Here is a 20578-nt window from a genome sequence, read left to right on the forward strand (position 1 = left end):
GATCCGAGGGAAACTTCACCCGGACCCCGCGTGTGCAGGAACCGTCAGAGCCGCAGCACCTCGGTGACCCGCACGATCGCGGTGCCCTCCTCTTCGGACGCGGCGAGGTCGACCTCTGCTCGGATGCGCCAGTCGTGATCGCCCGCGGGATCGTCGATGGTCTGCTCGACCCGCCAGACCCCCTCGGCGGCCGAGGACTCGTCGATCTCGACGAGGGCCGAAGAGCGCGACGCACCGCCCGTGCCGATCGTGTCGTGCTCATCGAAGTATCCGTCGAGCGCGCCCGGCCAATCAACCTCGGGGTCCAGCTCCACGAGCTCGTCGTCGCGCTGCAGCGCCGCCAGCTGCACGCGGCGGAACATCTCGTTGCGCACGAGCACCACGAACGCGCGACGGTTGGTGAGGATCGACGGCGGCGCCGGCGGCACGACGGGGGCGGAGGGGTCGTCGGCCGGGTTGATGAGCTGCTCCCACTCGTCGACCAGGCTCGAGTCGACCTGACGGACGACTTCGCCCAGCCAGGCGATGAGATCAAGCAGGTCGGGGGTCTGGGCATCGACCGGCACGGTCTGACGGATCGCGCGAAACGCGTCGCTGAGGTAGCGCAGAACCAGCCCCTCGCTGCGGGCCAGTTGATACAGCGAGACGTACTCGCCGAACGAGCACGCGCGCTCGTACATGTCGCGCACGACCGACTTCGGCGACAGCTCGAAGTCGCGGATCCACGGCTGGCTCGAGGCGAACACCTCGTACGCCTGGGCAAGCAGGTCGTCGAGCGGCTTCGGCCAGGTGATCTCCTCGAGCAGCTCCATGCGCTCGTCGTATTCGATGCCCTCGCGCTTCATCGCCGCCACCGCTTCGCCGCGCGCGCGGAACTGCTGCTGCGACAGGATCGGGCGCGGGTCGTCGAGCGTCGACTCGATCACGCTGACGACGTCGAGCGCGTAGTGCCCGGTGCCCACCGACGACGCCGCCGGCACGGCATCCGGCCCCCTCCCGAGCTCGACCTCGGGGTCGAGCATCTCGATCGCGGCGAGCGCGAACGGCGACAGCGGCTGGTTGAGGGCGAAGTTCGGCTGCAGGTCGACGGTGAGCCGGATGCGTGAGTCGCCAAGATCTGTCGCTTCGGACCCCGTCGAAGCGACAGATCCTGGCGACTCACGCGCGGCGGGGGCGGGGGACGCGGGGACGACCTCCACGACACCTGCCTGCACGAGGGTGCGGAAGATCGCGATGGCTCGGCGGGCGAGCTCGTACTGACGAGCGCGTGGCTCGTGGTTGTCGAAGACGAGCGAGCGGACGTTGGCGAACACGTCGCCGCCGCGCGCGATGACGTTGATGAGCATGGCGGCGCTCAGCTTCATCTGCGGCTGCAGCGGTTCGGGCTCGGCCGCCACGAGACGGTCGTAGCTCTGCTCGGTCCAGTTGACGAAGCCCTGCGGCGCCTTCTTGCGCACGATCTTCTTCTGTTTCTTGAGGTCGTCGCCGGCCTTGAGGATCTGCGCGGCGTTCTCGATCTCGTGATCGGGCGCCATGATGACGACGGTTCCGGCGGTGTCGTAGCCCGCGCGGCCCGCGCGACCGGCGATCTGGTGGAACTCGCGCGCCGACAGCTGGCGCATGCGCGTGCCGTCGTACTTGGTCAGCGCCGTCATGAGCACCGTGCGGATCGGCACGTTGATGCCCACGCCGAGGGTGTCGGTGCCGCAGATGACACGGAGGAGACCCCGCTGCGCGAGCGTCTCGACCAGGCGCCGGTAGCGCGGCAGCATGCCAGCGTGGTGAACGCCGATGCCGGCGCGGACGTACCGCGACAGCGTCTTTCCGAAGCCGGTGGTGAAGCGGAAGCCGCCGATCGCCTCGGCGATCTCGTCGCGCTGTTCACGGCCGATGATGCGGATCGACGACAGCGCCTGGGCGCGCTCCATGGCCGCGGCCTGAGAGAAGTGCACGACATAGATCGGCGCCTGCTTGGTGTCCAGCAGCTCCTGCACCGTCTCGTGCACGGGAGTGCGGGCGTACTCGAAGTGCAGGGGCACGGGGCGTTCGACCCCGGTGACGCGCGCGGTGGGGCGGCCGGTGCGGCGTGCGAGGTCGTCGGCGATGTCGGTGACGTCTCCGAGGGTCGCCGACATGAGGATGAACTGCGCACGCGTCAGCAGCAGCAGGGGCACCTGCCATGCCCACCCCCGATCGGCCTCGCCGTAGTAATGGAACTCGTCCATGACCACCTGGTCGACGTTCGCGTCGGCGCCCTGGCGCAGCGCGAGGTTCGCCAGGATCTCGGCCGTACAGCACACGATCGGCGCGTCGGCGTTGACGGAGGAGTCGCCGGTGACCATGCCGACGTTCTCGGCGCCGAAGATGTCGACGAGCGCGAAGAACTTCTCGCTCACGAGCGCCTTGATCGGCGCCGTGTAGTAACTCCGACCCCCTCGAGAGAGGGATGCCGCGTGCGCGGCGACCGCGACGAGCGACTTGCCCGTGCCGGTCGGGGTCGACAGCACGACGTTCGCCCCCGACACGATCTCGATGACCGCCTCGTCCTGCGCGGGATACAGCGTCAGACCACGAGAGCTCGCCCACTCGACGAAGCCGAGGTACACGGCATCCGGATCGCTGCCGGCGGGCACGTGCTCGAGGAGGGGGGTCACTCCCCCACCCTCTCATCCGCCGGGTGAGCGTGCCCCTCGACAGGCTCAGGGACCACCGGGCGCGGAGCCTGTCGAAGGCACCGGTCCCCGCCGCGAACGTCAGCCTCTTTCGGCGAAGACGCCGACGTTCTCGCCGTCGAAGACGAACTGCACGCTGGTGCCGATCGGGAAGCGGTCGACGAACGGCTCCGGCATCCCTTCCGCCACGACGAACTCCACGGTCGCCGGGAAGATCCCCGCACCGCACCCGCCGTACGCGAAGTTGCCGCTGACCCCCCGGACTCCGCGTTCCGCGACCTCGGAGGAGTCGAGGAGGTACACGCACGGACTGCGATTGTCGGTCGAGTCGACCTGGACGAATCCGACGAAAGCGGTCACGCCGTAGAAGTCTTTGAAGGCGCGCTCGCCGCCCGTGCGCTGACCGAAGATCGAGGGGGTGTCGGCGTCGGGATCCTCTTCAAGAGTGCCGACCTGCGGAGCACCCACCGAGTTCGACACGGGAAGGAAGGTCACGCTGAGTGCCGTCGCGGCGCTCGCCAGCGCGGTGACGACCGCGAGCGAGATCGCCCAGGCCCACACCTGGCGCCGCGATCGCACGAGGGGGCGACGTTCGCGGGGAACCTCGTCATCGTCCTCGGTTCCGCCGGGGCCCTCCGCGTCATCATCGACACCGGATGCCGTGGGCTCAACGCGCTCGTGCAGTGCCGGTGCCGGTGCCGGTGGGGGCGGGGGCGGGGGCGGGGGCGGGGGCGACGAACGCTCCTGCCGCTCGAGTTCTTCGAGGGCCGACAGTCGTTCCGACGCCACCGGATCGCTCGCGATGTCCGCGTCGGGGCCGTAGGCCCGGGCGCGCAGGCGACGCAGCTCGTGGCGTACGTCGTCGTCCATGCTCTGAATGGTTCCACACCTGGAAGGGTCCGGGGCCATCCAACGGTCCATGCGCGGGAATAGACCGTGGCACTCCGCGTTGCACCCCGTATGCGCTCCTTCGGCACACTCTCCTTCGGCCATTACGGCCCCCTCGGCGGCGGGCACCAGCTGACCGCCGGCGACTCGATGCTGCAGGCGATCGACCTCGCCCAGGGCATGGACGACCTCGGTGTCAACGGCATCTCGTTCCGCGTGCACCACTTCGCCCGTCAGCAGGCGGCTCCCATGCCCCTGCTCGCCGCGATCGCCGCCCGCACCTCGCGGATCGAGGTGGGCACAGGCGTCATCGACATGCGGTACGAGAACCCGCTCATGCTCGCCGAGGAGGCGGCATCCGTCGATCTCATCAGTGGCAACCGCCTCGCGCTCGGCGTGAGCCGTGGTTCACCCGAGAGCGTGGTGCGCGGCTATGAGGCGTTCGGCTACACCGGTTCGACCGACCCGCGCGGCGGCGACATCGCCCGCGAGCACTTCGACCTCTTCCTGCGCGCGATCGACGGCGAGGGCCTGGCCGAGCGCGACCCGCACAGCCCCTTCGGCGGGGGAACCGGCCTTCAGCGCATCGAGCCGCACTCCCCCGGGCTCCGTCAGCGCATCTGGTGGGGCGCCGGCACGACGGCCACCGCCGAGTGGGCCGGTCGTCTCGGGGTGAACCTGATGTCGTCGACACTGCTCACCGAAGCCGACGGCACGCCGTTCGACCTCCTGCAGGCGCAGCAGCTCGACGCCTTCCGCGCCGCGTGGCGCGAGGCCGGCCACTCGGGTGAACCCCGCACCTCGGTGAGCCGCAGCATCTTCCCGATCGTCACGGCCGAAGACGAGATGTACTTCGGCGGGTCGGCGGGCAACGACCAGATCGGCGTCATCGACGGCATGCGCTCGACCTTCGGCAAGACGTATGCCGCAACTCCCGACAGGCTCGTCGAACAGCTGCAGAACGACGCAGCGGTCATGAGCGCCGACACCCTGATGCTGACGATCCCGTCGCAGATGGGCGTGGAGTTCAACCTGCGCCTCGTCGAGAACTTCGCGAAGCACGTCGCCCCGGCCCTCGGCTGGGTGCCGACGCACGCACCGGCCGCCGTGTGAGCGCACGTCGGCGGCATCCGGTTCTTCCTTGAATCGCGGATGCCGCCGACGCCCTCGCCGTGACAGCCTGGATGGATGGACGCCCTGACGCAGCTCGTTCTCCTGGTCACCCTCGCGGCCGTCGCGCTCTACGCCCTGTACTGGACCGTGCGCCGCGCCATCCGCGACGAACTCACCGCCATCGGCGGGCGTGACGCCCGGCCCGACGTTTCCCCGTCCGACGGATAAACGGCGTGAGCCGCCCTCCTCAGCGAAGGCCGGCGGCAGCGCGAGAGCGAGCGATCGTCTGCGTCACCAGGTATTCGCCCCACGCCACGGCATAGGCCCCGAGGGCCGCCCACGTCCAGGCGGTCGGCAGGAGCCCGACGAGCCCCAACAGGGATACCACGGTGAGTGCCGACACGACGACGAGCACCGGCAGCACGACGCGCTCGCCGACCGAGGGTCCGGCCACCCACCAGATGGCGAAGATCGCACCGGCCGTCGCGACGAGGAGGATCGCGGGGGTCCACCACGAACCGAGCGCGCCCATCGTGATCGCCGCCCCGATGCCGGCGACGGCGAGCGAGGCCGTCCGCAGCGAACGGGTAGTCGTGGACCGCTCGGCGGGCCCAGGGGTGGCGGGGGTGCGGGGCACAGAGGGAATGGCGGGCTCCTTCGCGAACGGGGTCGCTCCCCAGCGTAGACAGGATGCCGAGCACGGACTGTCTACGGTGGACGCATGACCCTCGCTCTGAGCCGCGTCGACGCCGGGGGGCGAGACCGCGATGCGTTGACCGCGTTCCTCACCGGCAACGTCTTCCCGTTCCACGTGCGGGAGCGACTCGACGCCGCCCAGGTCACGGCCGACATCGACGCCGGACGCTGGGGCGACGACCGCACCGAGGCGTTCTGGATCGACGATGACGAACGGGGGCGTCTCGGCCTGGTGCGGCTGGAAGACCTCGACGACCCCACGGCGATGATCGATCTGCGTCTCGCGGAGCGGTGGCGCGGTCACGGCGTGGGCGCGGAGGTCCTCCCCCTCGCGGTGGAACACGCGTTCCGCATGCACGCCGGCCTCGTGCGCGTCGAGGGCCACACCCGCGAGGACAATATGGCGATGCGTCGCACGTTCGAGAAGAGCGGGTGGGTTCGCGAGGGCTGGTTCCGCGACGGTTGGCCGGTAGTGGGTGCCCCGCCCCTGGCATCCGTCGCCTACGCCGTCCTGCGTCGCGAATGGGCGGGTGGCTTCGACGTGAATCCGGGACGAGCCGAGGCGGGCGCCGGGAGCGCGGCCACGGTCGACGTCGAACGCCGCGACGTCGTCCGGCAGCGCGGGCACGATGCCGACCTTCTCGCAGCCGACGCCTGGGCTGGTGAGGAGCGCCTGCTGGACCCGGCCGTGCGAGCCGGTGCCGACCGACTGGAGGAGCTGCTCGCCGACGACTTCACCGAGATCGGCCAGTCTGGGCGGCACTGGACCCGCAGCGACATGATCACCGCCCTCACCGCCGAGCCAGCGCCCTCGCGCCCACCCGTGATCGAGGAGAGGCGAAGCCGCACGCTCGGGCCCGACACGGTGCTGCTGACGTACGTGCTGCGATCCGGCGACGGGGTGAGCCGGCGGTCGTCGGTGTGGCGCTGCGATCCCCTGCCCCGTTGCGTCTTCCACCAGGGAACCCGCGTGCCCGCCTGACTCAGGGAGCGGCGGGGAATGCGGGACGCGCGACGGGCGTGGCCTCGGGGTTCGCCCGGCGGAACGCGGCGAGGTCCCGCACGTTCTTCTGCACGGCGACCACGGCGAACAGGCTCATCGCGAATCCGATGCCGTAGAAGCCCTTCTCCGACAGCAGGAGTTCGGCGTTCCACAGACCGATCACCATCAGCGTCAGCGAGACCAGCAGCATCCCCCATGCCACGCCGAGATAGGCGCCGGTCACGGGAACGTCTTCCGCGCGGTCGCGGACCGCCTTCTGCACACTGATCGCGGCGAACAGTCCGAGGAGGAACACCGCAAGGAAGAACCCCTTCTCCGACAGCAGCATGCGCGCGTTGTACAACCCGACGAAGTACACCGAGGCGCCGAGTCCGAGAGCCACCCAGGACGCTCCGACGAACGCTCCGGTCGGTCGACCGAGCACCTGTTGCTTCTGGATATCCGACATGGTCCCCACCCTTCTTTCGTCCCCCTCGGGGGATATATTCCGTGGCGGAGAACGTAGCGCCCGCAACATGCTGGTGGAGACATACGGGCGAAATTGTGGAGAACTTCGTCCTCGGGTGAAGCCGTCCCCGCTGTCCGACGTCCGTGGGATCGCCCCCGGCGCGCGGGTCTCACGCTCGCCGAGGAGGCGGAGATCCTGGCACGACGTCGCCCTGACGCGGTCACCCCGACGACCCGCGAGACGGCGGGAAATCAGACGACCACGGGGAGACCGACGGGCACCGCCGGTCAGCGTCCGTTGCGGTCGGCGGCGGAGCGCGGCGGCGCGGAGGCCACCTCGAGCCGGTCCAGGCCCCGCAGCGACGTCCAGATCAGCTCCTCGCCCTTGGCCGCGTGCTGCGAGGCCCGCACGGCACGCTCGTCGGCCCACGAGTTGAGCACGTGGCCGCTGTGTCCGCGGACGTGCTCGAGCACGACGTCGGGGAGCCCGGCCGCGCGGCGGGCGTCGCGCGCCGCGATGAGGGCCTCGAGGATGCCCTGGTTGGCGACGGGCTTCTTTGCGCTGGTGACCCACCCGCGACGGCGGTGGCCGTCCATCCACGAGGAGTACGTGTCGATGGCGTACTTCGAGTCGGCCTGCACGACGAGCTCGCGCACGTCGGCGTGATCGGTGATCGCGTGCAGCAGGCCCAGGAGCTCGCCGATGTTGTTCGTGCCGGCCGGGATCGACCCCGCCGCCCAGTGCCCGTCCTCGCCGACCCAGGCCCAGCCGGCCGGTCCGGGATTGCCCTTGCAGGCTCCGTCGGTGGCGACGACGTAGCGGTCGGAAGGAGCGGGGGTGAGGGGTGCGGACGCGGGCGAACTCATCCCTCTAGTCTCCCCTCTCGTCCGGATGCACCCCGCCAGGTGAAGTCGGAGGTGAATGTGCCGCCGCGGCGCCCGCCGGGTCGGCGGAGGGCGACGGCGAGCGTCCGCGCCTGTGGAAACGTGACCCTCCCGCGCCCGTGCGCCCGTCGCCCCGTCGAGAAGGACCGCCGTCATGTCGCCCGATGCCCCCGCTCGCGCCCGCCTGCACCCCGCCGCCGTCACCGCCCTCGCGATCGCTGGAGCCGTGATCGTGGGCGCAGCCGCATTCCTGGTCTGGCTCCTGGCCCAGCCGGCCGACCCGAACACCGAGGCCACGCAGCGTCTCGTGCAGTGGGAGGAGCTGTTCGAGAGGTACCGGGCTGCGAACGGCGCCCTGCCCGACATGCCGTTCGGCGGCTATTGCCTGGGTGACGGGTTCCCCGTCGGCACCGGGGGCACGGCCAACTGCCGCGATTACGAGAGCACGACGTATTACACGCAGGACGCGAGCACGTCGCTGATGGACGCCCTCCAATCGGTCGGCGAGCTGCCGCGAGGTGCGACCACCCCGGTGCGCGGCACGGTCGGTCCCTACGCGATCTACGACGAGGCGGGCGTGCGCCTGCTCACCGCCGAGAACGGCACCTGCGAGGCCCCCGCCACCGAGGTGTGGCGCGACGGCGAGGGCCTCTTCGTGTGTCAGATCCTGCTGGAGCGCTGAGGCTCCCGGCTCAGTCGCGGCCGCTCTCGGCCTTCTTCTGGCCCGCCTCGAGCACGTCGCCGGCGGGGAGCTCTTGGTGCCCGCCGAACTGCAGGCGCATCGCCGAGAGCACCTGGTTGGCGAAGTGGTCCTCGCCGCGCGAGGCGAACCGCTCGAACAGTGACGCGGCCAGCACCGGAACGGGAACCCCCGTGTCGACCGCGGCCTTGACCGTCCAGCGCCCCTCGCCCGAGTCGGACACGCGCCCGGCGAGCCCGTCGAGCGTGGGGTTCTGCGCGAGGGCTGCGGCGGTGAGGTCGAGCAGCCACGACGAGATGACCGACCCGCGGCGCCACAGCTCCGTCACGCGGGCGGTGTCGATGTCGAACTGGTAGTACTCGGGCTCTTCGAGGGGGGCGACCTCAGCCGAGTGCTCCCCCTGGTGAAGGCCCGCGTCGGCGTTGTTCAGTACGTTCAGCCCCTCGGCGAGCGCGGCCATGATGCCGTACTCGATGCCGTTGTGCACCATCTTCACGAAGTGACCGGCGCCGGATGGGCCGCAGTGCAGGTACCCGCGCTCCTCGGTCGTGAACTCGCCGGTGCGGCCCGGCGTGCGCTCGACCTCGCCGGGTCCGGGGGCGATCGTGCGCAGCACGGGCTCGAGGTGCGTGACGGCCTCCTCGTGGCCGCCGACCATCAGGCAGTAGCCGCGTTCCAGACCGAAGACGCCGCCGCTGGTTCCGACGTCCACGTAGTGGATGCCGCTGTCGTTCAGCTTCGCCGCGCGGCGCACGTCGTCGCGGTAGTTCGAGTTGCCGCCGTCGATGATGATGTCACCGGGCTCGAGCACCTCGGCGACCTGGTCGACCACCTTCCCGGTGAGGCCGGCGGGGATCATCAGCCATACCGCGCGGGATTTCTGCAGCTTCGAGGCGAGGTCGGCGATGCTCGTCGCCCCGGTGGCGCCCTCCGCGACGAGTGCGGCCACGGCATCCTGATTCACGTCGAACACGACGCAGTCGTGACCGTCCTTCATGAGCCTGCGGACGATGTTGGCGCCCATTCGTCCGAGTCCGACCATGGCGAGTTGCATCCGTACCCCGTTCGTCGTGGATCACGGCCGCCGCACGCGGCCCCTTCGCGAGTCTAGGAGCCGCCCGGGGGCTGCGGCGTCGGTGCTAGCCCTGGAAATCGTCGGGATCGACGTCGTCGAGGAACCGCCTGAACTCCTGCACCCGTTCCTCGTCGGCCGACGGGTCGAGTTCGACCGCCTCATCGGGCACGCCCGCCTCGGCGAGCACGTCGTCGGACACCCAGATCGGGGCGTCGACGCGCGCACCGAGGGCGATGGCATCCGAGGGGCGGGCGTCGAAGGTGCGCTGCCCCGCCGGAGTGTCCAGTATCACGCGGGCGTGGAAGGTCCCCTCATCGAGGTGGGTGACCTCGACGCGGTCGACGGACGCCGACAGCTCGCCCAGCATCGCCGTCATGAGGTCGTGGGCGAGCGGACGCGGCGACGGTGTGCCCTCGATCGCGACGAGGATCGACATGGCCTCCTGCGGGCCGATCCAGACGGGCAGCACCCGGTCGCCGTCCGCGTCGGTGTCGACCGGCTTCAGCAGGATCACGTGCTGCTGGGCCGGGTCGAGAGCCACTCCGACCACGCGCACCCGGATCATCCACCCATCGTACGGCGCTCACCCGCGACGGAAGGGGGCGAGTACCGCGCAGAACGCGGTCAGCGCAGGATGCCGAGCGACCGCGCCGCCGACACCGCCGCGGTGCGGGAGGACACCCCGAGCTTGGAGAACACGTGAGCGAGGTGCGACTTCACGGTCGCGTCGGTGATGTGCAGCCGACGCGCGACGTCGGCGTTGGACGCTCCGCGGGCGACCAGTCGCAGCACCTCGATCTCGCGCACCGACAGGGTCACGCGCGGTTCGCGCAGACGCGCGAGCAGGCGGCCGGCGATCGACGGTGCCAGGGCGCTCTGGCCGGAGGCCGCCGCACGGACGCCCGCGAGCAGCTCGTGAGGGGGCGCGTCCTTGAGCAGGTACCCGCTCGCCCCGGCTTCCACGGCCCCCAGGATGTCGCCGTCGGTGTCGTAGTTGGTCAGGACGAGCACGTACGGCGGGGCCGCCAGTGCGCGCACCCGCCGAGTGGCATCGGCTCCGGCCGCACGATCGCCGAACTGCAGGTCCATGAGCACGAGCTCGGGCGCGAGCTCACCGGCGAGGGCCACCGCCTCGTCGGGCGTGGCGGCCTCACCCACCACGTCGATGTCGGCCTCGGCGTCCAGCAGCGCGCGCACACCCGCCCGCACCACCGGGTGATCGTCGGCGATGACGACGCGGATCACGGCGCACCCGCAGGCAGCGTCACCGTGATCGTCGTTGCGGCGCCGGGGGCGCTGACCACGTCGAGGCGACCGTCGAGCTGATCGACGCGCTCCCGCATGGCGCGCAGGCCGAAGGAATCCGTCGCGGATGCGGCCCGCTCCGCCACGCGCGGATCGAACCCGGCGCCGTCGTCGGTGATCTCGAGGCGCACCGCGTCGTCGGTCCGGTCGAGACGGATGCCGACGTGACCGGCGCGGGCGTGCTGCGCGACGTTCGCGAGAGCGCCCTGCGCGATGCGCAACAGAGCCGTCTGCGCGTCCATGGGGAGCGACAGCTCCTGCGCCACCTCGACGGTGACAGCCACGCCCTCGCGCGCACCCCAGCCCTCGGCGAGGCGGTCGAGCGCCGCCCCCAGCCCGCTGTCGAGGCTCGGAGGTGCGAGCTCGCGGATGAAACGCCGGGTCTCGGCGAGTCCGTCGGCCGCCGTGCGCCGCGCGAGGCGCACATGCCCGATGCCGGGGCCTGTGGCATCCGCCCGCTCCGCCGCATACAGCAGCATCTGGATGCTCGACAGCCCCTGCGCCACGGTGTCGTGGATCTCGCGGGCCAGCCGCGCGCGTTCGGCGAGCACCCCCTGCTCGCGTTCCGCCGCGGCGAGTCGGTCGCGCGTGGCGATCAGTTCGGCCACGAGAGCCTCGCGCTCGGCCGCGCGGCGCTCGAGCGCGGCGTAGCCGAGGCCGATCAGCAGGGCGACGCCCGCACCGACCACGGGCCCGACGACCCCGCCGACCGTCAGCCCGCCGTGCACGGCGAAAGCCGCGATGGTCAGAGCGGTGGCGGCCACGACGGCGGCGGGACCAGCCACACCGGGAAGGAGGTGCAGGTAGAGGAAGAACAGCGGGAAGACGAGATAAGCCGCCTCGGGAACGAGCCATACGAGCGCCGCCCAGACGACGGTGAGCGCCGCGAGCCACGCGATCCCGGCGCCGGAGCGGCCCGTGCGGGACAGCGCGATGCCCGAGAGGTAGAGCACGCCGAGAAGGCCCGCGAGCAGCAGGGCGCCGAAGGGCGCGTCCGTCAGCAGCACTCGCACCACGACCAGCGCGAGCAGTCCGGCGAAGAGCACGTGGAGCCCCACGCGCAGGCCAGCGAAGACGGGGGCGAGGGTGCGGTGGGGCATGTCGGAGTCCAGGGTACGGATGCCACGGCCTCGGCGGATCATCCGAAAGGTGGAGAGGGAGTTCGCCCGGGCCGCCGATGACCCGCCGGCGTCTTCTGGCGAGGCTGGGGGAAGCCGGCGAGATCCACCGGCGGAAGGAGGCGACGTGTACGTCGCATGGCGCGATCTGCGGTTCGCCCGCGGGCGATTCGCCCTCATCGGGGCGGTCGTCGCCCTCATCACCCTGCTCGTCGGCTTCCTCTCGGGGCTCACCGGGGGCCTCGCCGCGCAGAACGTCTCGGCCGTGCTGGCGCTGCCCGGCGATCGGCTCGTCCTGCACCCCGCCGGGGACGCTGCGGCCACCTTCGCCGACTCCGCGATCGACGACGCCGCGATCACCGCGTGGCGCGGGGCCACCGGGGTCGAGCGCGTCGACGCGGTCGGCATCCGTCAGACGCGCGCCGAGGGCCCGGGCGCCGCGGGCGCCGTCGCGCTCTTCGGCCTCGACGCGGGGACCCGCTTCGCCGCCCCGACCCACGACGACGAGGTCATCCTCTCCGCGGGCGCCGCTCAGACGCTGGGAGCCACCTCGGGCGACACGGTCACGGTCGCGGGCTCGACGTACGCGGTCGCGGCGATCGGCGACGACCTGTCGTACAGCCACACTCCGGTCGTCTCGCTCACCCCGTCGGCTTGGCGCGCGCTCGACGAACGCCTCGGCGGTACGGGCGCCGCGACCGTGCTCGCCGTGTCGGGGGAACCCGCGTGGGACACCGTCGCCGCCGACACCGGCACGGTGGCATCCACCCCGCTCTCGAGCCTGACGGCGCTGCCCACGTTCCGCTCCGAGATCGGGTCGCTCGCCCTCATGATCGCGATGCTGTTCGGCGTCTCGGCGCTGGTCGTCGGTGCGTTCTTCACGGTGTGGACCATGCAGCGCGCCGGCGACATCGCGGTGCTGAAAGCCCTCGGAGCGAGCACCCCTGCGCTCGTCCGCGACGCGCTCGGTCAGGCCCTCGTCGTGCTCGTGCTGGGCGTCGGGGTCGGCATCGGACTCACCGCCGCGCTCGGGGCGATCGCGGGCGGAGCACTGCCGTTCCTCCTCAGTCCGCTCACCACCCTCGCCCCCGCGATGGTCATGATCGCGCTGGGCCTGATCGGTGCGGCCGTATCGCTGCGCACCGTCACCACCTCCGATCCCCTCGCAGCCCTCGGGAGCACACGATGATCCTTCTCGACGACGTCACCCTCACCTACCCCGACGGCGATGCGCGCGTCACCGCGGTCGACCGCGTCACCCTCGAGGGCCGACCGGGGGTCCTCACCGGGATCACCGGGCCCTCGGGCTCCGGCAAGTCGAGCCTGCTCGCCCTCGCCGCCACCCTCGTGCGTCCCGACTCCGGTCGCGTCGTCGTCGACGGAGTGGATGCCACCGACCTCAGCGCGGCCGCCCGCACGGCCCTCCGCCGCGAGCGCATCGGGATCGTGTTCCAGCAGCCCCAGCTCCTGCCCGCCCTCACCGTCCGCGAGCAGCTGCGCGTCATGGCGGAGCTGGGCGGGAGGGGCCGCCGTGAGCGCCGCGCCCAGGTGCGCGGACGCGTCGAGGAGCTGTTGGATGCCGTGGGACTCGACGCGCAGGGCGACCGTCGGCCCGCGCAGCTGTCGGGAGGGCAGCGCCAGCGCGTCGCCATCGCCCGCGCGCTCGTGCACGACCCTCGGGTCCTGCTCGTCGACGAGCCGACGAGTGCGCTCGACACGGCTCGGGGAGCGGAGATCATGGCGTTGATCGCTCGCCTGACCCGCGAGCGCGGGACGGCGACCCTCCTGGTGACGCACGACCTCGTGCACGCGCAGACGCTGGATGAGACGGTGGAGGTCGTCGACGGGCGGGCCCGTCTCGTCGCCGCCTCGGTATGAGACCGGAGCGGTGGACCTCACCAGCCGAAGCTGTTGAACCAGTCGCGTCGCCGGTCCGCCTCTTCGCGGGTCTCGTCTCCGCGCCACGAGTCGTGCGGGGCGAGCACGCCGTTCACGGGTGTGACGAACGCCCAGCAAGTTGGGCAGAGCGCTCTTCCGCCGGGGTACCCGTCGGGGAGGGTGGGCGCCGGTTCCGCCGGCTCCCCCGCGCCGGCGCAGGCGAGTGGGTCGGCCTGCAGGTCGCTCCACATCAGGCGTCCGCCCGTGCGATGGTGAAGACCGCGGTGGCCGTCTTCACGCGTGCAGATCTCGCCGTTTCTCCTGCTCAGACACAGTCTCCGTGCGGCGCCCGGAAGTGCCGCCAGCGTTCTCGTCATCCTTCGATTGTCTCCGCTGCGAGCGCAGCGGGGGCAGCGCCGGGATGCGCACGGGCCGGTGGGGCCCGGTGGGGAAAGGTTCGGTGGTCATCTCCGACCACCCCGGGTGCGACGGTTGTGCATGTCGACCTCCTGACCTCTCGACCATCTCTCGCCGCGGGTCGGGAGCCGAGGGGGTTGACAGGATGGGTGACGATGCTAGGCATACCCCATGGGGGTATCATTGCCACCATGCACGGGTACGAGGGCCACAAAGACGACCTCCTCAAGCGCCTCCGCCGCGCGGAGGGTCAGGTGCGCGGTATCGCGCGCATGGTCGACGACGATCAGTACTGCATCGACATCCTGACCCAGGTGTCGGCGGTCACGAAGGCCCTCGAGAACGTCGCCCTCTCGTTGCTCGACGATCACCTGTCGCACTGCGTCGCCGAAGCCGCGGCCCAGGGCGGGCCCGTCGCCGAAGAGAAACTCAAAGAAGCCAACCAGGCGATCGCCCGGCTGGTCCGTTCGTGAAGGAGACCCCCATGACCGAGCAGCGCATCGACCTCGGCCTGACCGCCACGGCTCCCGCGTCGGGCGGATGCGGCGACGGATGCGGATGCGGCGCCGGCCGCGCGGCATCCACTCCGGCGGCGCAGAGCCCGACGGCGCAGACCGCGACGAGCGAGCTCCGCGTCGAGGGCATGACGTGCGCTCACTGCGTGCGCGCGGTCACCGAAGAGCTCACCGCGCTCGACGGCGTCGAGGTCGTCGATGTCGAGCTGCACGACGGAGGCGTCTCGGTGGTGCGCATCGCGTCGTCGGGGACGGCTAGCGACGACGACCTCGCGGCCGCCATCGGCGAGGCCGGTTACACGCTCGCGCGCTGAGGCACGCACGCCCTCGCGACACGGCGAGGCCGCGTCGCACGCCGGTAACCGCCGGTGCGGCGCAGACGTGCCACCGGACGCCGCGGAGGAACCCGCGTCAGAGCACGCGGCGGACGAGCACGTCGACCGCGGCGTGGAACGTGACGTGCTGCGACACCTCGACCGCACGGTCGTACCGCGCTCCCCCGAGGGCGACGAACACCGCGCCAACGACCTCGACGTAGCCGACGATGTACCCACCGCGGCTGACCTCGTACAGGTCGAGATCGATGCGCGTCCAGGGGATCTCCGTCGACGCCTCGGTCGAGCCCGTCGGAACGGGACCCGAGACGATCGGACGCGACGCCTTCGACGAGCCCCGGCGGCTGAGTGGTGCTTCCATGACCATGCGAGAACTCCTTCGGTCGTCCGGGGTGTTCTCAGAGTGGAGCGTCGAGCCGAGAAGCGTTGCGGGGTTGACGGATCCTCGCCGCGCGGTTAGCCGTGCGCTAACCGGCTGATCGGGCGGGCCGGCCGCGGCGGGGGCGGCCGACCGACCGTTCTCCGATGCGATCGCCGGGCGTATGCCCGCAACCCCACATCCCGCCTCGGGAAGGCTATCCGGTGCATGATCTTCAGCCCGCGAACTCTCACCCGCCCCGATTGCCGCCGGAGGCGCATATCAGTCGTCCAACCGCGGCGATCAGCACGAGCAGCATAACGATCGACCTATAGACGGCGAATATGGGCATGACTCCCGGTGGTTCGATGTAGCAAACGGTAGAGAACATCTGCATGGCCGGCAGATAAGCCTCAGTCCTCACCACAGCCTCATAACGCACGGGCGCTCATCCGGGACATCCGTAGCTATGGTTGCGCCAGAAACTTTCCGACTGCATAGCTGACCATGACCAACCCCATAAGGACACCGAACGCGCCCGCGGCTCCGACCCCAAAAGAATTCTGAAGGCGTTCGAGAAGCTCGCCGAAGCCCTTTCCAAACCACCTCTTTTCACCTCGTACTGTCGCTTCGTAAATCTTCTTACGGTACCAAATTATGGCCAGACCAGCGACGAAAAACATGATGCCAAAGACTAGGTTGGGCAGCGCCGGGGCTGGCGGTCGCTGCACAGACATCAAGAGCAACTGCATTACCAACCCCATCCCGCTTGCGCGCTACAACCCACCTTGGCGCCAAGAGAAACACCGCCGCCATAGTACCCCAACGGTCCATTCTGCTGAATACCAGCTTCTCCGTAAACACCGACGGATGCAGTTGCAAGCGTGCAGCTTCCCCCTACGAACAATCCGCTCGCGCTTTCAGTGGATGCGCCGACAGTCGCTGAGATACCGAGTTCAGGTCCAAACCCGAGTGAAAGTCGACCATGCAGGTCATGATCGAATGAATCGTTAAGACAAACTCCCGCACATGCTGAAAGGCCGCCTTCAATGGCTCCGCCTCGCGATAAATCGATAGAGAACAATGCGCCATCAGAGTTCTGAACATTCTGGATGACGCGCGGCTCGTGTCCACTACGGGCCGCACCGGGAAAGGACGGAGGCCCGGACGGAACGAAAACTTCATCTCGCGTCTTGCGTCTCGCATCCGGGTCCACCTGCGAGAACCGCCCCAACGCCGGAACATACAACCGGGCGCCCATCTCGATCACCAACGCCGACTCCAACACCTCGGTCAGCTTCTGCGCGCCTTGATGCCAGCCCGTCGTGCCATTCACCGACCCGGACTCATTCGCCGCGCCCGTCCCCAACACCAACGTCGCCATGTCCAACGGCTGACCAAACGGGTCATACACCTGCACACCCGACAACGACGAGCCATCGCCCGTCGTCACCGTGTGACCCTGCAACGACGGGTAGGACCACGACGCCACCCCCGACGCGGGAACATCCACGGTCACCCCACCCGGCAGCGACAACAACACGGTGACGTCGTCCCCGGAGAGGACCGCCCAAGGACTGTCCCCCGCACCGACATACACGTACCGCGTCGCCTCCGAACCAGCCCGATAAAGAGGGCCTCCTGCAGAATCGTGATTCAGACAAGACGCTCCGGCCAATCGTGAGCGTTTTAAGACCTCACATCTGCGTTTGGGGAACCAGATCTGTATATCATCCATCCGACGGCGATGATAAGCAAGATCAGCACCACGATCGATCCGTAGAACTCGAACACCGGACTGAAAACCGGCGCCTTGATCTCGCTCGCAATAAATGAAATCTGCAGATAGAACGGTCCCCAAGATAAGAATCCGCAGCACACAGCAGCAACCGAAAAAGCGCCAACTGACGACACGGGACTCAGTTTGTCCACGAGAATCAGCAGGGCACACACAATGAAGGCAAGAAGCACCGATTGAGCAGCAAATCCCGGCAGTCTCATCACCATCAGCTCCGGCGCTCTCGACTCTGCGGACAAGATCCGCAAATTATCGAAATATAAGTCGGCCACGACGGCCAATATCCCGCAGCAGTACCCGAAGAACACAAACAAGATGAATCGCATTGCTTCAGTCCCACCCACACATAGAGCCAGCCGAAAGATGCGCAAGAACTTTCTCGGCACCTGCGACCATCCAGGCGGCGTTGTCACTTCGACCCGTTTCGAGATCCCAAGTCCCATTCCCAAAGATTGCCTCAGCACTTGATCCGATGTTGTGACAATCCCACTGTTGGCGAACACTCGGCGTATCCAAAACTGGGGAGATGGCCGGAATCAGTTGGTCATACGTGGGAATCTGCATCCGCTGGCGCCCAACGACATTGACAGGAGACGAGAAGCTGATCTTCCACTTATCGCGCGAATCAATATATGTGAGGGTCACCGTCTTGGTCCGCCCACCGCCAGTGTTCACTGGCCGCTCATACCTCTTACCAGGCTTCGGTGCCAACACCACGCTGGGAGAAAGAACCAAGTATCCCTTCGATGCGTATCTGGCCAGCGAATCCGCGCTCATCTTGCCGGTGAGGTCGTTTTTGCCGATGGGGTCGGTGGGCCAGACGTAGTCGTTATCCACCCCGCCCTCGACCGGGTCCACCTGCAAGAACCGCCCCAACGCCGGAACATACAACCGGGCGCCCATCTCGATCACCAACGCCGACTCCAACGCCTCCGTCAGCTTCTGCGCCCCCTGATGCCAACCCGTCGTGCCATTCACCGACCCGGACTCATTCGCCGCCCCCGTCCCCAACGCTAGGGACGCCGGGTCGAGCGGCTGACCGAACGGGTCATACAGCTGCACACCCGACGACGACGAGCCGTCGCCCGTCGTGAGCGTGTGAACCTGCAACGACGGATACGACCACGACGCAGAACCACCCACGGGAACATCGACCGTCACACCACCGGGAAGGGACAGGAACACCACCGGCGCGGCATCCCCCGTCAGCACCGCCCACGGACTATCCCCCGCGCCCGCATACACGTACCGGGACGTCACCCTCGGCGCATCCCCAACCGGATCCACCGACAGCGACACCACCCGCCCCGACCCATCCCGCACCACCGACACCCTCGACCCCGCATACGTCCGCGTCCCCACATGACGGTTCTCCGCGTCATACGAGAACAACAAGTTCGACAAGCCGGTCGTGTTCCCCCGCACGTCATACGCGATCTCCTCCGCACCAAACCCATCCGCCACATGGGATCTCCCCGCACCCACACCCCACACATTGTTCGACAACAACCGGTCCGCCCCGTCATAGCAATACTCCGCCGTCAACACGCTCGCCTGAGACGCACCCGACGCCGTATACGCATACACATACCGCGTCCGATTCCCCGAGGCGTTCGGACCACACCCACCCGAAGACGCGAACTCATACGACAACACATGCCCCGGAATCCTCGCCGACACCAAACGCCCCGCACCGTCATACCCATACGTCGAATCAAAGACCCGATCACCCCGCGCGATACTCTCCCGCACCACCCGCCCCGCCACCGACCGCACCACCGTGTCCGTGATCGACGCCGCCGACGGAAACGACCACGACTGCGACCCGACCGTGCCACGCCGCTCATCCCACGACACCGCCAACGCCGACCCACCCAGATACGACACCTGCGCGATCCGCTGCCTCGCATCAAACGACGACGCCGCATACACCTGCCCGCCGAACGTCACCGTGGTCGTCCTACCGTCACGGTCGTACGCGAACGCCGTCGTCGACGACGGCGCACCCGGACCCGCCGTCGTCTGAAATTGCGCACTCTCATCAAGCTTCAACTCGTACATCGAGAGTCCGAGGAGACCATGAAGGCGAGGGTCGTCGGGCTCATTTCGCAACGCCGCCTCGAGTAGCGGCACCGACTCTTCATCGAATCCCATCCAGTTGAGCGCATCACCGAGTGCCCGCACTGCGCTAACCGAGCCGAGGGTCGCGGCCGTCCGAAATATTTCTAGACCCTCTAACTCGCCGGCGGGTTCAGGCCACACGTATGCGCCGAGAAGATACTTCGCTGTTGCCAGCCCCTCGGCGGTGCACAGCTCATCAACAAGAGCCTGCGACAGAACGACTCCAGAGGCTGTGACATACGTCGCCTGATCATTGCTGTCCATCCCGCGGACTCGGCGTAAGAACGCCTCGTAGTCATTCCCGGAAGATATTTTCCTGTTCATACGCTCCCCACGGAGGAGGCCTAGTGCTTCTAGCATCTCGTAAAGATCTTCCCCCGGGGTAAGGCGTCTGTCTCACAAGGATCTCAATTCCCCACCTCGGAACAAAACTAGAGAGGCGAGGATCCGAATTCACTCCGATCATTGCGCGCGAGGATTTGGACAACAATTTTGAGCTCGTCAGACAGAAGCAAGGCCAGTAATTCCTCGATACCTACTATTGTTTCACCGCACATATATCGAGCTAGCTCCACTTGAATCACTTGGCGAGCGCTTACCCAACCTCCCGCAAACCCGGTACGGAGGACAGCCAGCGTGATGCGAGACACGCCTATCCACCGCTCCAGGGCGGCAACACTCAAAATTGACCAGTCATCTGCTTATTTCGGTTTGGCCGAAGTGTTGATAGTGAACAGCGCCACGTCTCATCAACCATCGTCCCGTGCCGGTCATCTACGACAACCGCCGATGGCGGACGGCGAGTGGCTACCGAGACCGCGCGCTCCGGAGGATCTGTTGGACGGCTCTCAACGCGATGCGAATTGACGCGCCGCCATCAACGGTCGAGTCAATCTCATAAGCCATCTCAACCCAGGATTCGAGGGAACCTTGATCACCTACGATGACCTGACCCATCAGAGAGAAGATAATATCGTCGTACTCGTCGCAGATCTCCGGCACGAGGGGCCCAACGCCGGCCAAATCCAGTTCCGCTAGGATAGCCCTCGATCTCCCGATGGCACTGGCGAGATCGTTCGTCCAACTATCTGCACCAACACCCTCACTCCAAACCCTTCCCAGCCGACGCATCAAACGAATTGCCCGCCGTCGCGACAACCAGGAGCTTCCCCTAATTTCTTTCAGCGCGCTGACAAGTGCAAAAATTTCTGCTTGGGACACCATCGGACGGGGTAGGCAAAATAGAAGGAGTCG

At 68.4% G+C, this 20578-nt stretch carries 22 protein-coding genes; 8 read left to right on the forward strand and 14 right to left on the reverse strand.

Annotated elements, in window-relative coordinates; genetic code table 11:
* Positions 1–44: 44 nt before the first annotated feature.
* Complete coding sequence (locus QRO03_RS03535; RefSeq protein WP_285136139.1) at positions 45–2654, reverse strand: DEAD/DEAH box helicase; 2610 nt, start codon at positions 2652–2654, stop codon at positions 45–47.
* A 99-nt stretch (positions 2655–2753) separates the two neighbouring features.
* Positions 2754–3542, reverse strand: a complete 789-nt coding sequence (locus QRO03_RS03540; protein ID WP_285136141.1) for a hypothetical protein — start codon at positions 3540–3542, stop codon at positions 2754–2756.
* 90 nt (positions 3543–3632) lie between these two features.
* Here QRO03_RS03540 and QRO03_RS03545 point away from each other — a divergent pair, with 90 nt between their 5' ends.
* Positions 3633–4673: an LLM class flavin-dependent oxidoreductase gene (locus QRO03_RS03545; protein ID WP_285136442.1), complete on the forward strand. Its 1041-nt coding sequence runs from the start codon at positions 3633–3635 to the stop codon at positions 4671–4673.
* 75 nt (positions 4674–4748) lie between these two features.
* The gene (locus QRO03_RS03550) at positions 4749–4901 is read left to right on the forward strand and encodes a hypothetical protein (RefSeq protein ID WP_285136142.1); all 153 of its coding nucleotides are present in this window, start codon (positions 4749–4751) and stop codon (positions 4899–4901) included.
* Positions 4902–4920: 19 nt separating this feature from the next.
* Here QRO03_RS03550 and QRO03_RS03555 read toward each other — a convergent pair whose 3' ends face one another.
* Entirely contained in the window at positions 4921–5310 is a 390-nt protein-coding gene (locus QRO03_RS03555) for a hypothetical protein (protein WP_285136143.1), read from the reverse strand.
* Positions 5311–5394: 84 nt separating this feature from the next.
* Here QRO03_RS03555 and QRO03_RS03560 point away from each other — a divergent pair, with 84 nt between their 5' ends.
* Complete coding sequence (locus QRO03_RS03560) at positions 5395–6351, forward strand: GNAT family N-acetyltransferase (protein ID WP_285136144.1); 957 nt, start codon at positions 5395–5397, stop codon at positions 6349–6351.
* A gap of 1 nt (position 6352) precedes the next feature.
* Here the strand turns inward: QRO03_RS03560 and yiaA are convergent, their stop codons facing one another.
* Both yiaA and QRO03_RS03570 read right to left on the reverse strand, forming a co-directional pair.
* Positions 6353–6820 (reverse strand): inner membrane protein YiaA, encoded by a 468-nt coding sequence (gene yiaA, locus QRO03_RS03565; RefSeq protein ID WP_285136145.1) that lies wholly within the window; start codon positions 6818–6820, stop codon positions 6353–6355.
* Positions 6821–7107: 287 nt separating this feature from the next.
* Positions 7108–7686, reverse strand: a complete 579-nt coding sequence (locus QRO03_RS03570) for a ribonuclease H family protein (protein ID WP_285136146.1) — start codon at positions 7684–7686, stop codon at positions 7108–7110.
* A 172-nt stretch (positions 7687–7858) separates the two neighbouring features.
* Here QRO03_RS03570 and QRO03_RS03575 point away from each other — a divergent pair, with 172 nt between their 5' ends.
* Positions 7859–8386 (forward strand): hypothetical protein, encoded by a 528-nt coding sequence (locus tag QRO03_RS03575; RefSeq protein ID WP_285136147.1) that lies wholly within the window; start codon positions 7859–7861, stop codon positions 8384–8386.
* A gap of 10 nt (positions 8387–8396) precedes the next feature.
* On the opposite strand, the gene gnd is transcribed toward QRO03_RS03575, so the two are convergent.
* From gnd to QRO03_RS03595, 4 genes are all read right to left on the reverse strand, one after another.
* On the reverse strand, positions 8397–9458 hold the full coding sequence (gnd, locus tag QRO03_RS03580) for a phosphogluconate dehydrogenase (NAD(+)-dependent, decarboxylating) (RefSeq protein ID WP_285136148.1): 1062 nt from the start codon (positions 9456–9458) through the stop codon (positions 8397–8399).
* 85 nt (positions 9459–9543) lie between these two features.
* The gene (locus QRO03_RS03585; RefSeq protein WP_285136149.1) at positions 9544–10044 is read right to left on the reverse strand and encodes a bifunctional nuclease family protein; all 501 of its coding nucleotides are present in this window, start codon (positions 10042–10044) and stop codon (positions 9544–9546) included.
* Between the two features lie 59 nt (positions 10045–10103).
* Positions 10104–10724 (reverse strand): response regulator, encoded by a 621-nt coding sequence (locus QRO03_RS03590; protein ID WP_285136150.1) that lies wholly within the window; start codon positions 10722–10724, stop codon positions 10104–10106.
* Positions 10721–11884, reverse strand: a complete 1164-nt coding sequence (locus QRO03_RS03595) for a sensor histidine kinase (protein WP_285136151.1) — start codon at positions 11882–11884, stop codon at positions 10721–10723. The genes QRO03_RS03590 and QRO03_RS03595 overlap by 4 nt, the downstream gene beginning before the upstream one ends.
* 145 nt (positions 11885–12029) lie before the next feature.
* Between QRO03_RS03595 and QRO03_RS03600 the strand changes: the two genes are divergently transcribed.
* Positions 12030–13091: an FtsX-like permease family protein gene (locus QRO03_RS03600; RefSeq protein WP_285136152.1), complete on the forward strand. Its 1062-nt coding sequence runs from the start codon at positions 12030–12032 to the stop codon at positions 13089–13091.
* Positions 13088–13780 (forward strand): ABC transporter ATP-binding protein, encoded by a 693-nt coding sequence (locus tag QRO03_RS03605; RefSeq protein ID WP_285136153.1) that lies wholly within the window; start codon positions 13088–13090, stop codon positions 13778–13780. Before QRO03_RS03600 ends, QRO03_RS03605 begins: the two co-directional genes overlap by 4 nt.
* A gap of 17 nt (positions 13781–13797) precedes the next feature.
* Here the strand turns inward: QRO03_RS03605 and QRO03_RS03610 are convergent, their stop codons facing one another.
* Complete coding sequence (locus tag QRO03_RS03610) at positions 13798–14157, reverse strand: hypothetical protein (RefSeq protein WP_285136154.1); 360 nt, start codon at positions 14155–14157, stop codon at positions 13798–13800.
* Between the two features lie 231 nt (positions 14158–14388).
* Here QRO03_RS03610 and QRO03_RS03615 point away from each other — a divergent pair, with 231 nt between their 5' ends.
* Together QRO03_RS03615 and QRO03_RS03620 are read left to right on the forward strand one after the other, a co-directional pair.
* Positions 14389–14670 carry a metal-sensitive transcriptional regulator gene (locus QRO03_RS03615; protein ID WP_056230224.1) on the forward strand — a complete coding sequence of 94 codons (282 nt, stop codon included), beginning with the start codon at positions 14389–14391 and terminating at the stop codon, positions 14668–14670.
* Positions 14671–14681: 11 nt separating this feature from the next.
* Complete coding sequence (locus QRO03_RS03620; RefSeq protein WP_285136155.1) at positions 14682–15026, forward strand: heavy-metal-associated domain-containing protein; 345 nt, start codon at positions 14682–14684, stop codon at positions 15024–15026.
* A 97-nt stretch (positions 15027–15123) separates the two neighbouring features.
* On the opposite strand, the gene QRO03_RS03625 is transcribed toward QRO03_RS03620, so the two are convergent.
* The 4 genes from QRO03_RS03625 to QRO03_RS03640 form a co-directional block, all read right to left on the reverse strand.
* Entirely contained in the window at positions 15124–15414 is a 291-nt protein-coding gene (locus QRO03_RS03625; RefSeq protein WP_285136156.1) for a hypothetical protein, read from the reverse strand.
* A gap of 742 nt (positions 15415–16156) precedes the next feature.
* Positions 16157–16948 (reverse strand): hypothetical protein, encoded by a 792-nt coding sequence (locus tag QRO03_RS03630; RefSeq protein WP_285136157.1) that lies wholly within the window; start codon positions 16946–16948, stop codon positions 16157–16159.
* A 146-nt stretch (positions 16949–17094) separates the two neighbouring features.
* Positions 17095–17475: a hypothetical protein gene (locus QRO03_RS03635; RefSeq protein ID WP_285136158.1), complete on the reverse strand. Its 381-nt coding sequence runs from the start codon at positions 17473–17475 to the stop codon at positions 17095–17097.
* A gap of 58 nt (positions 17476–17533) precedes the next feature.
* On the reverse strand, positions 17534–19588 hold the full coding sequence (locus QRO03_RS03640) for a hypothetical protein (RefSeq protein ID WP_285136159.1): 2055 nt from the start codon (positions 19586–19588) through the stop codon (positions 17534–17536).
* Positions 19589–20578: the final 990 nt, after the last annotated feature.

The organism is Microbacterium sp. lyk4-40-TSB-66 (assembly GCF_030209475.1).
In the GTDB taxonomy this organism is placed as follows: Bacteria; Actinomycetota; Actinomycetes; order Actinomycetales; family Microbacteriaceae; genus Microbacterium.

Coding starts and splice junctions, on each gene's coding strand:
- QRO03_RS03540 (WP_285136141.1), bottom strand. CDS start 3,542: ATGGACGACGACGTACGCCACGAGCTGCGTCGCCTGCGCGCCCGGGCC.
- QRO03_RS03545 (WP_285136442.1), top strand. CDS start 3,633: ATGCGCTCCTTCGGCACACTCTCCTTCGGCCATTACGGCCCCCTCGGC.
- QRO03_RS03550 (WP_285136142.1), top strand. CDS start 4,749: ATGGACGCCCTGACGCAGCTCGTTCTCCTGGTCACCCTCGCGGCCGTC.
- QRO03_RS03560 (WP_285136144.1), top strand. CDS start 5,395: ATGACCCTCGCTCTGAGCCGCGTCGACGCCGGGGGGCGAGACCGCGAT.
- yiaA (WP_285136145.1), bottom strand. CDS start 6,820: ATGTCGGATATCCAGAAGCAACAGGTGCTCGGTCGACCGACCGGAGCG.
- QRO03_RS03570 (WP_285136146.1), bottom strand. CDS start 7,686: ATGAGTTCGCCCGCGTCCGCACCCCTCACCCCCGCTCCTTCCGACCGC.
- QRO03_RS03575 (WP_285136147.1), top strand. CDS start 7,859: ATGTCGCCCGATGCCCCCGCTCGCGCCCGCCTGCACCCCGCCGCCGTC.
- gnd (WP_285136148.1), bottom strand. CDS start 9,458: ATGCAACTCGCCATGGTCGGACTCGGACGAATGGGCGCCAACATCGTC.
- QRO03_RS03585 (WP_285136149.1), bottom strand. CDS start 10,044: ATGATCCGGGTGCGCGTGGTCGGAGTGGCTCTCGACCCGGCCCAGCAG.
- QRO03_RS03595 (WP_285136151.1), bottom strand. CDS start 11,884: ATGCCCCACCGCACCCTCGCCCCCGTCTTCGCTGGCCTGCGCGTGGGG.
- QRO03_RS03605 (WP_285136153.1), top strand. CDS start 13,088: ATGATCCTTCTCGACGACGTCACCCTCACCTACCCCGACGGCGATGCG.
- QRO03_RS03610 (WP_285136154.1), bottom strand. CDS start 14,157: ATGACGAGAACGCTGGCGGCACTTCCGGGCGCCGCACGGAGACTGTGT.
- QRO03_RS03615 (WP_056230224.1), top strand. CDS start 14,389: ATGCACGGGTACGAGGGCCACAAAGACGACCTCCTCAAGCGCCTCCGC.
- QRO03_RS03620 (WP_285136155.1), top strand. CDS start 14,682: ATGACCGAGCAGCGCATCGACCTCGGCCTGACCGCCACGGCTCCCGCG.
- QRO03_RS03625 (WP_285136156.1), bottom strand. CDS start 15,414: ATGGTCATGGAAGCACCACTCAGCCGCCGGGGCTCGTCGAAGGCGTCG.
- QRO03_RS03640 (WP_285136159.1), bottom strand. CDS start 19,588: ATGGACAGCAATGATCAGGCGACGTATGTCACAGCCTCTGGAGTCGTT.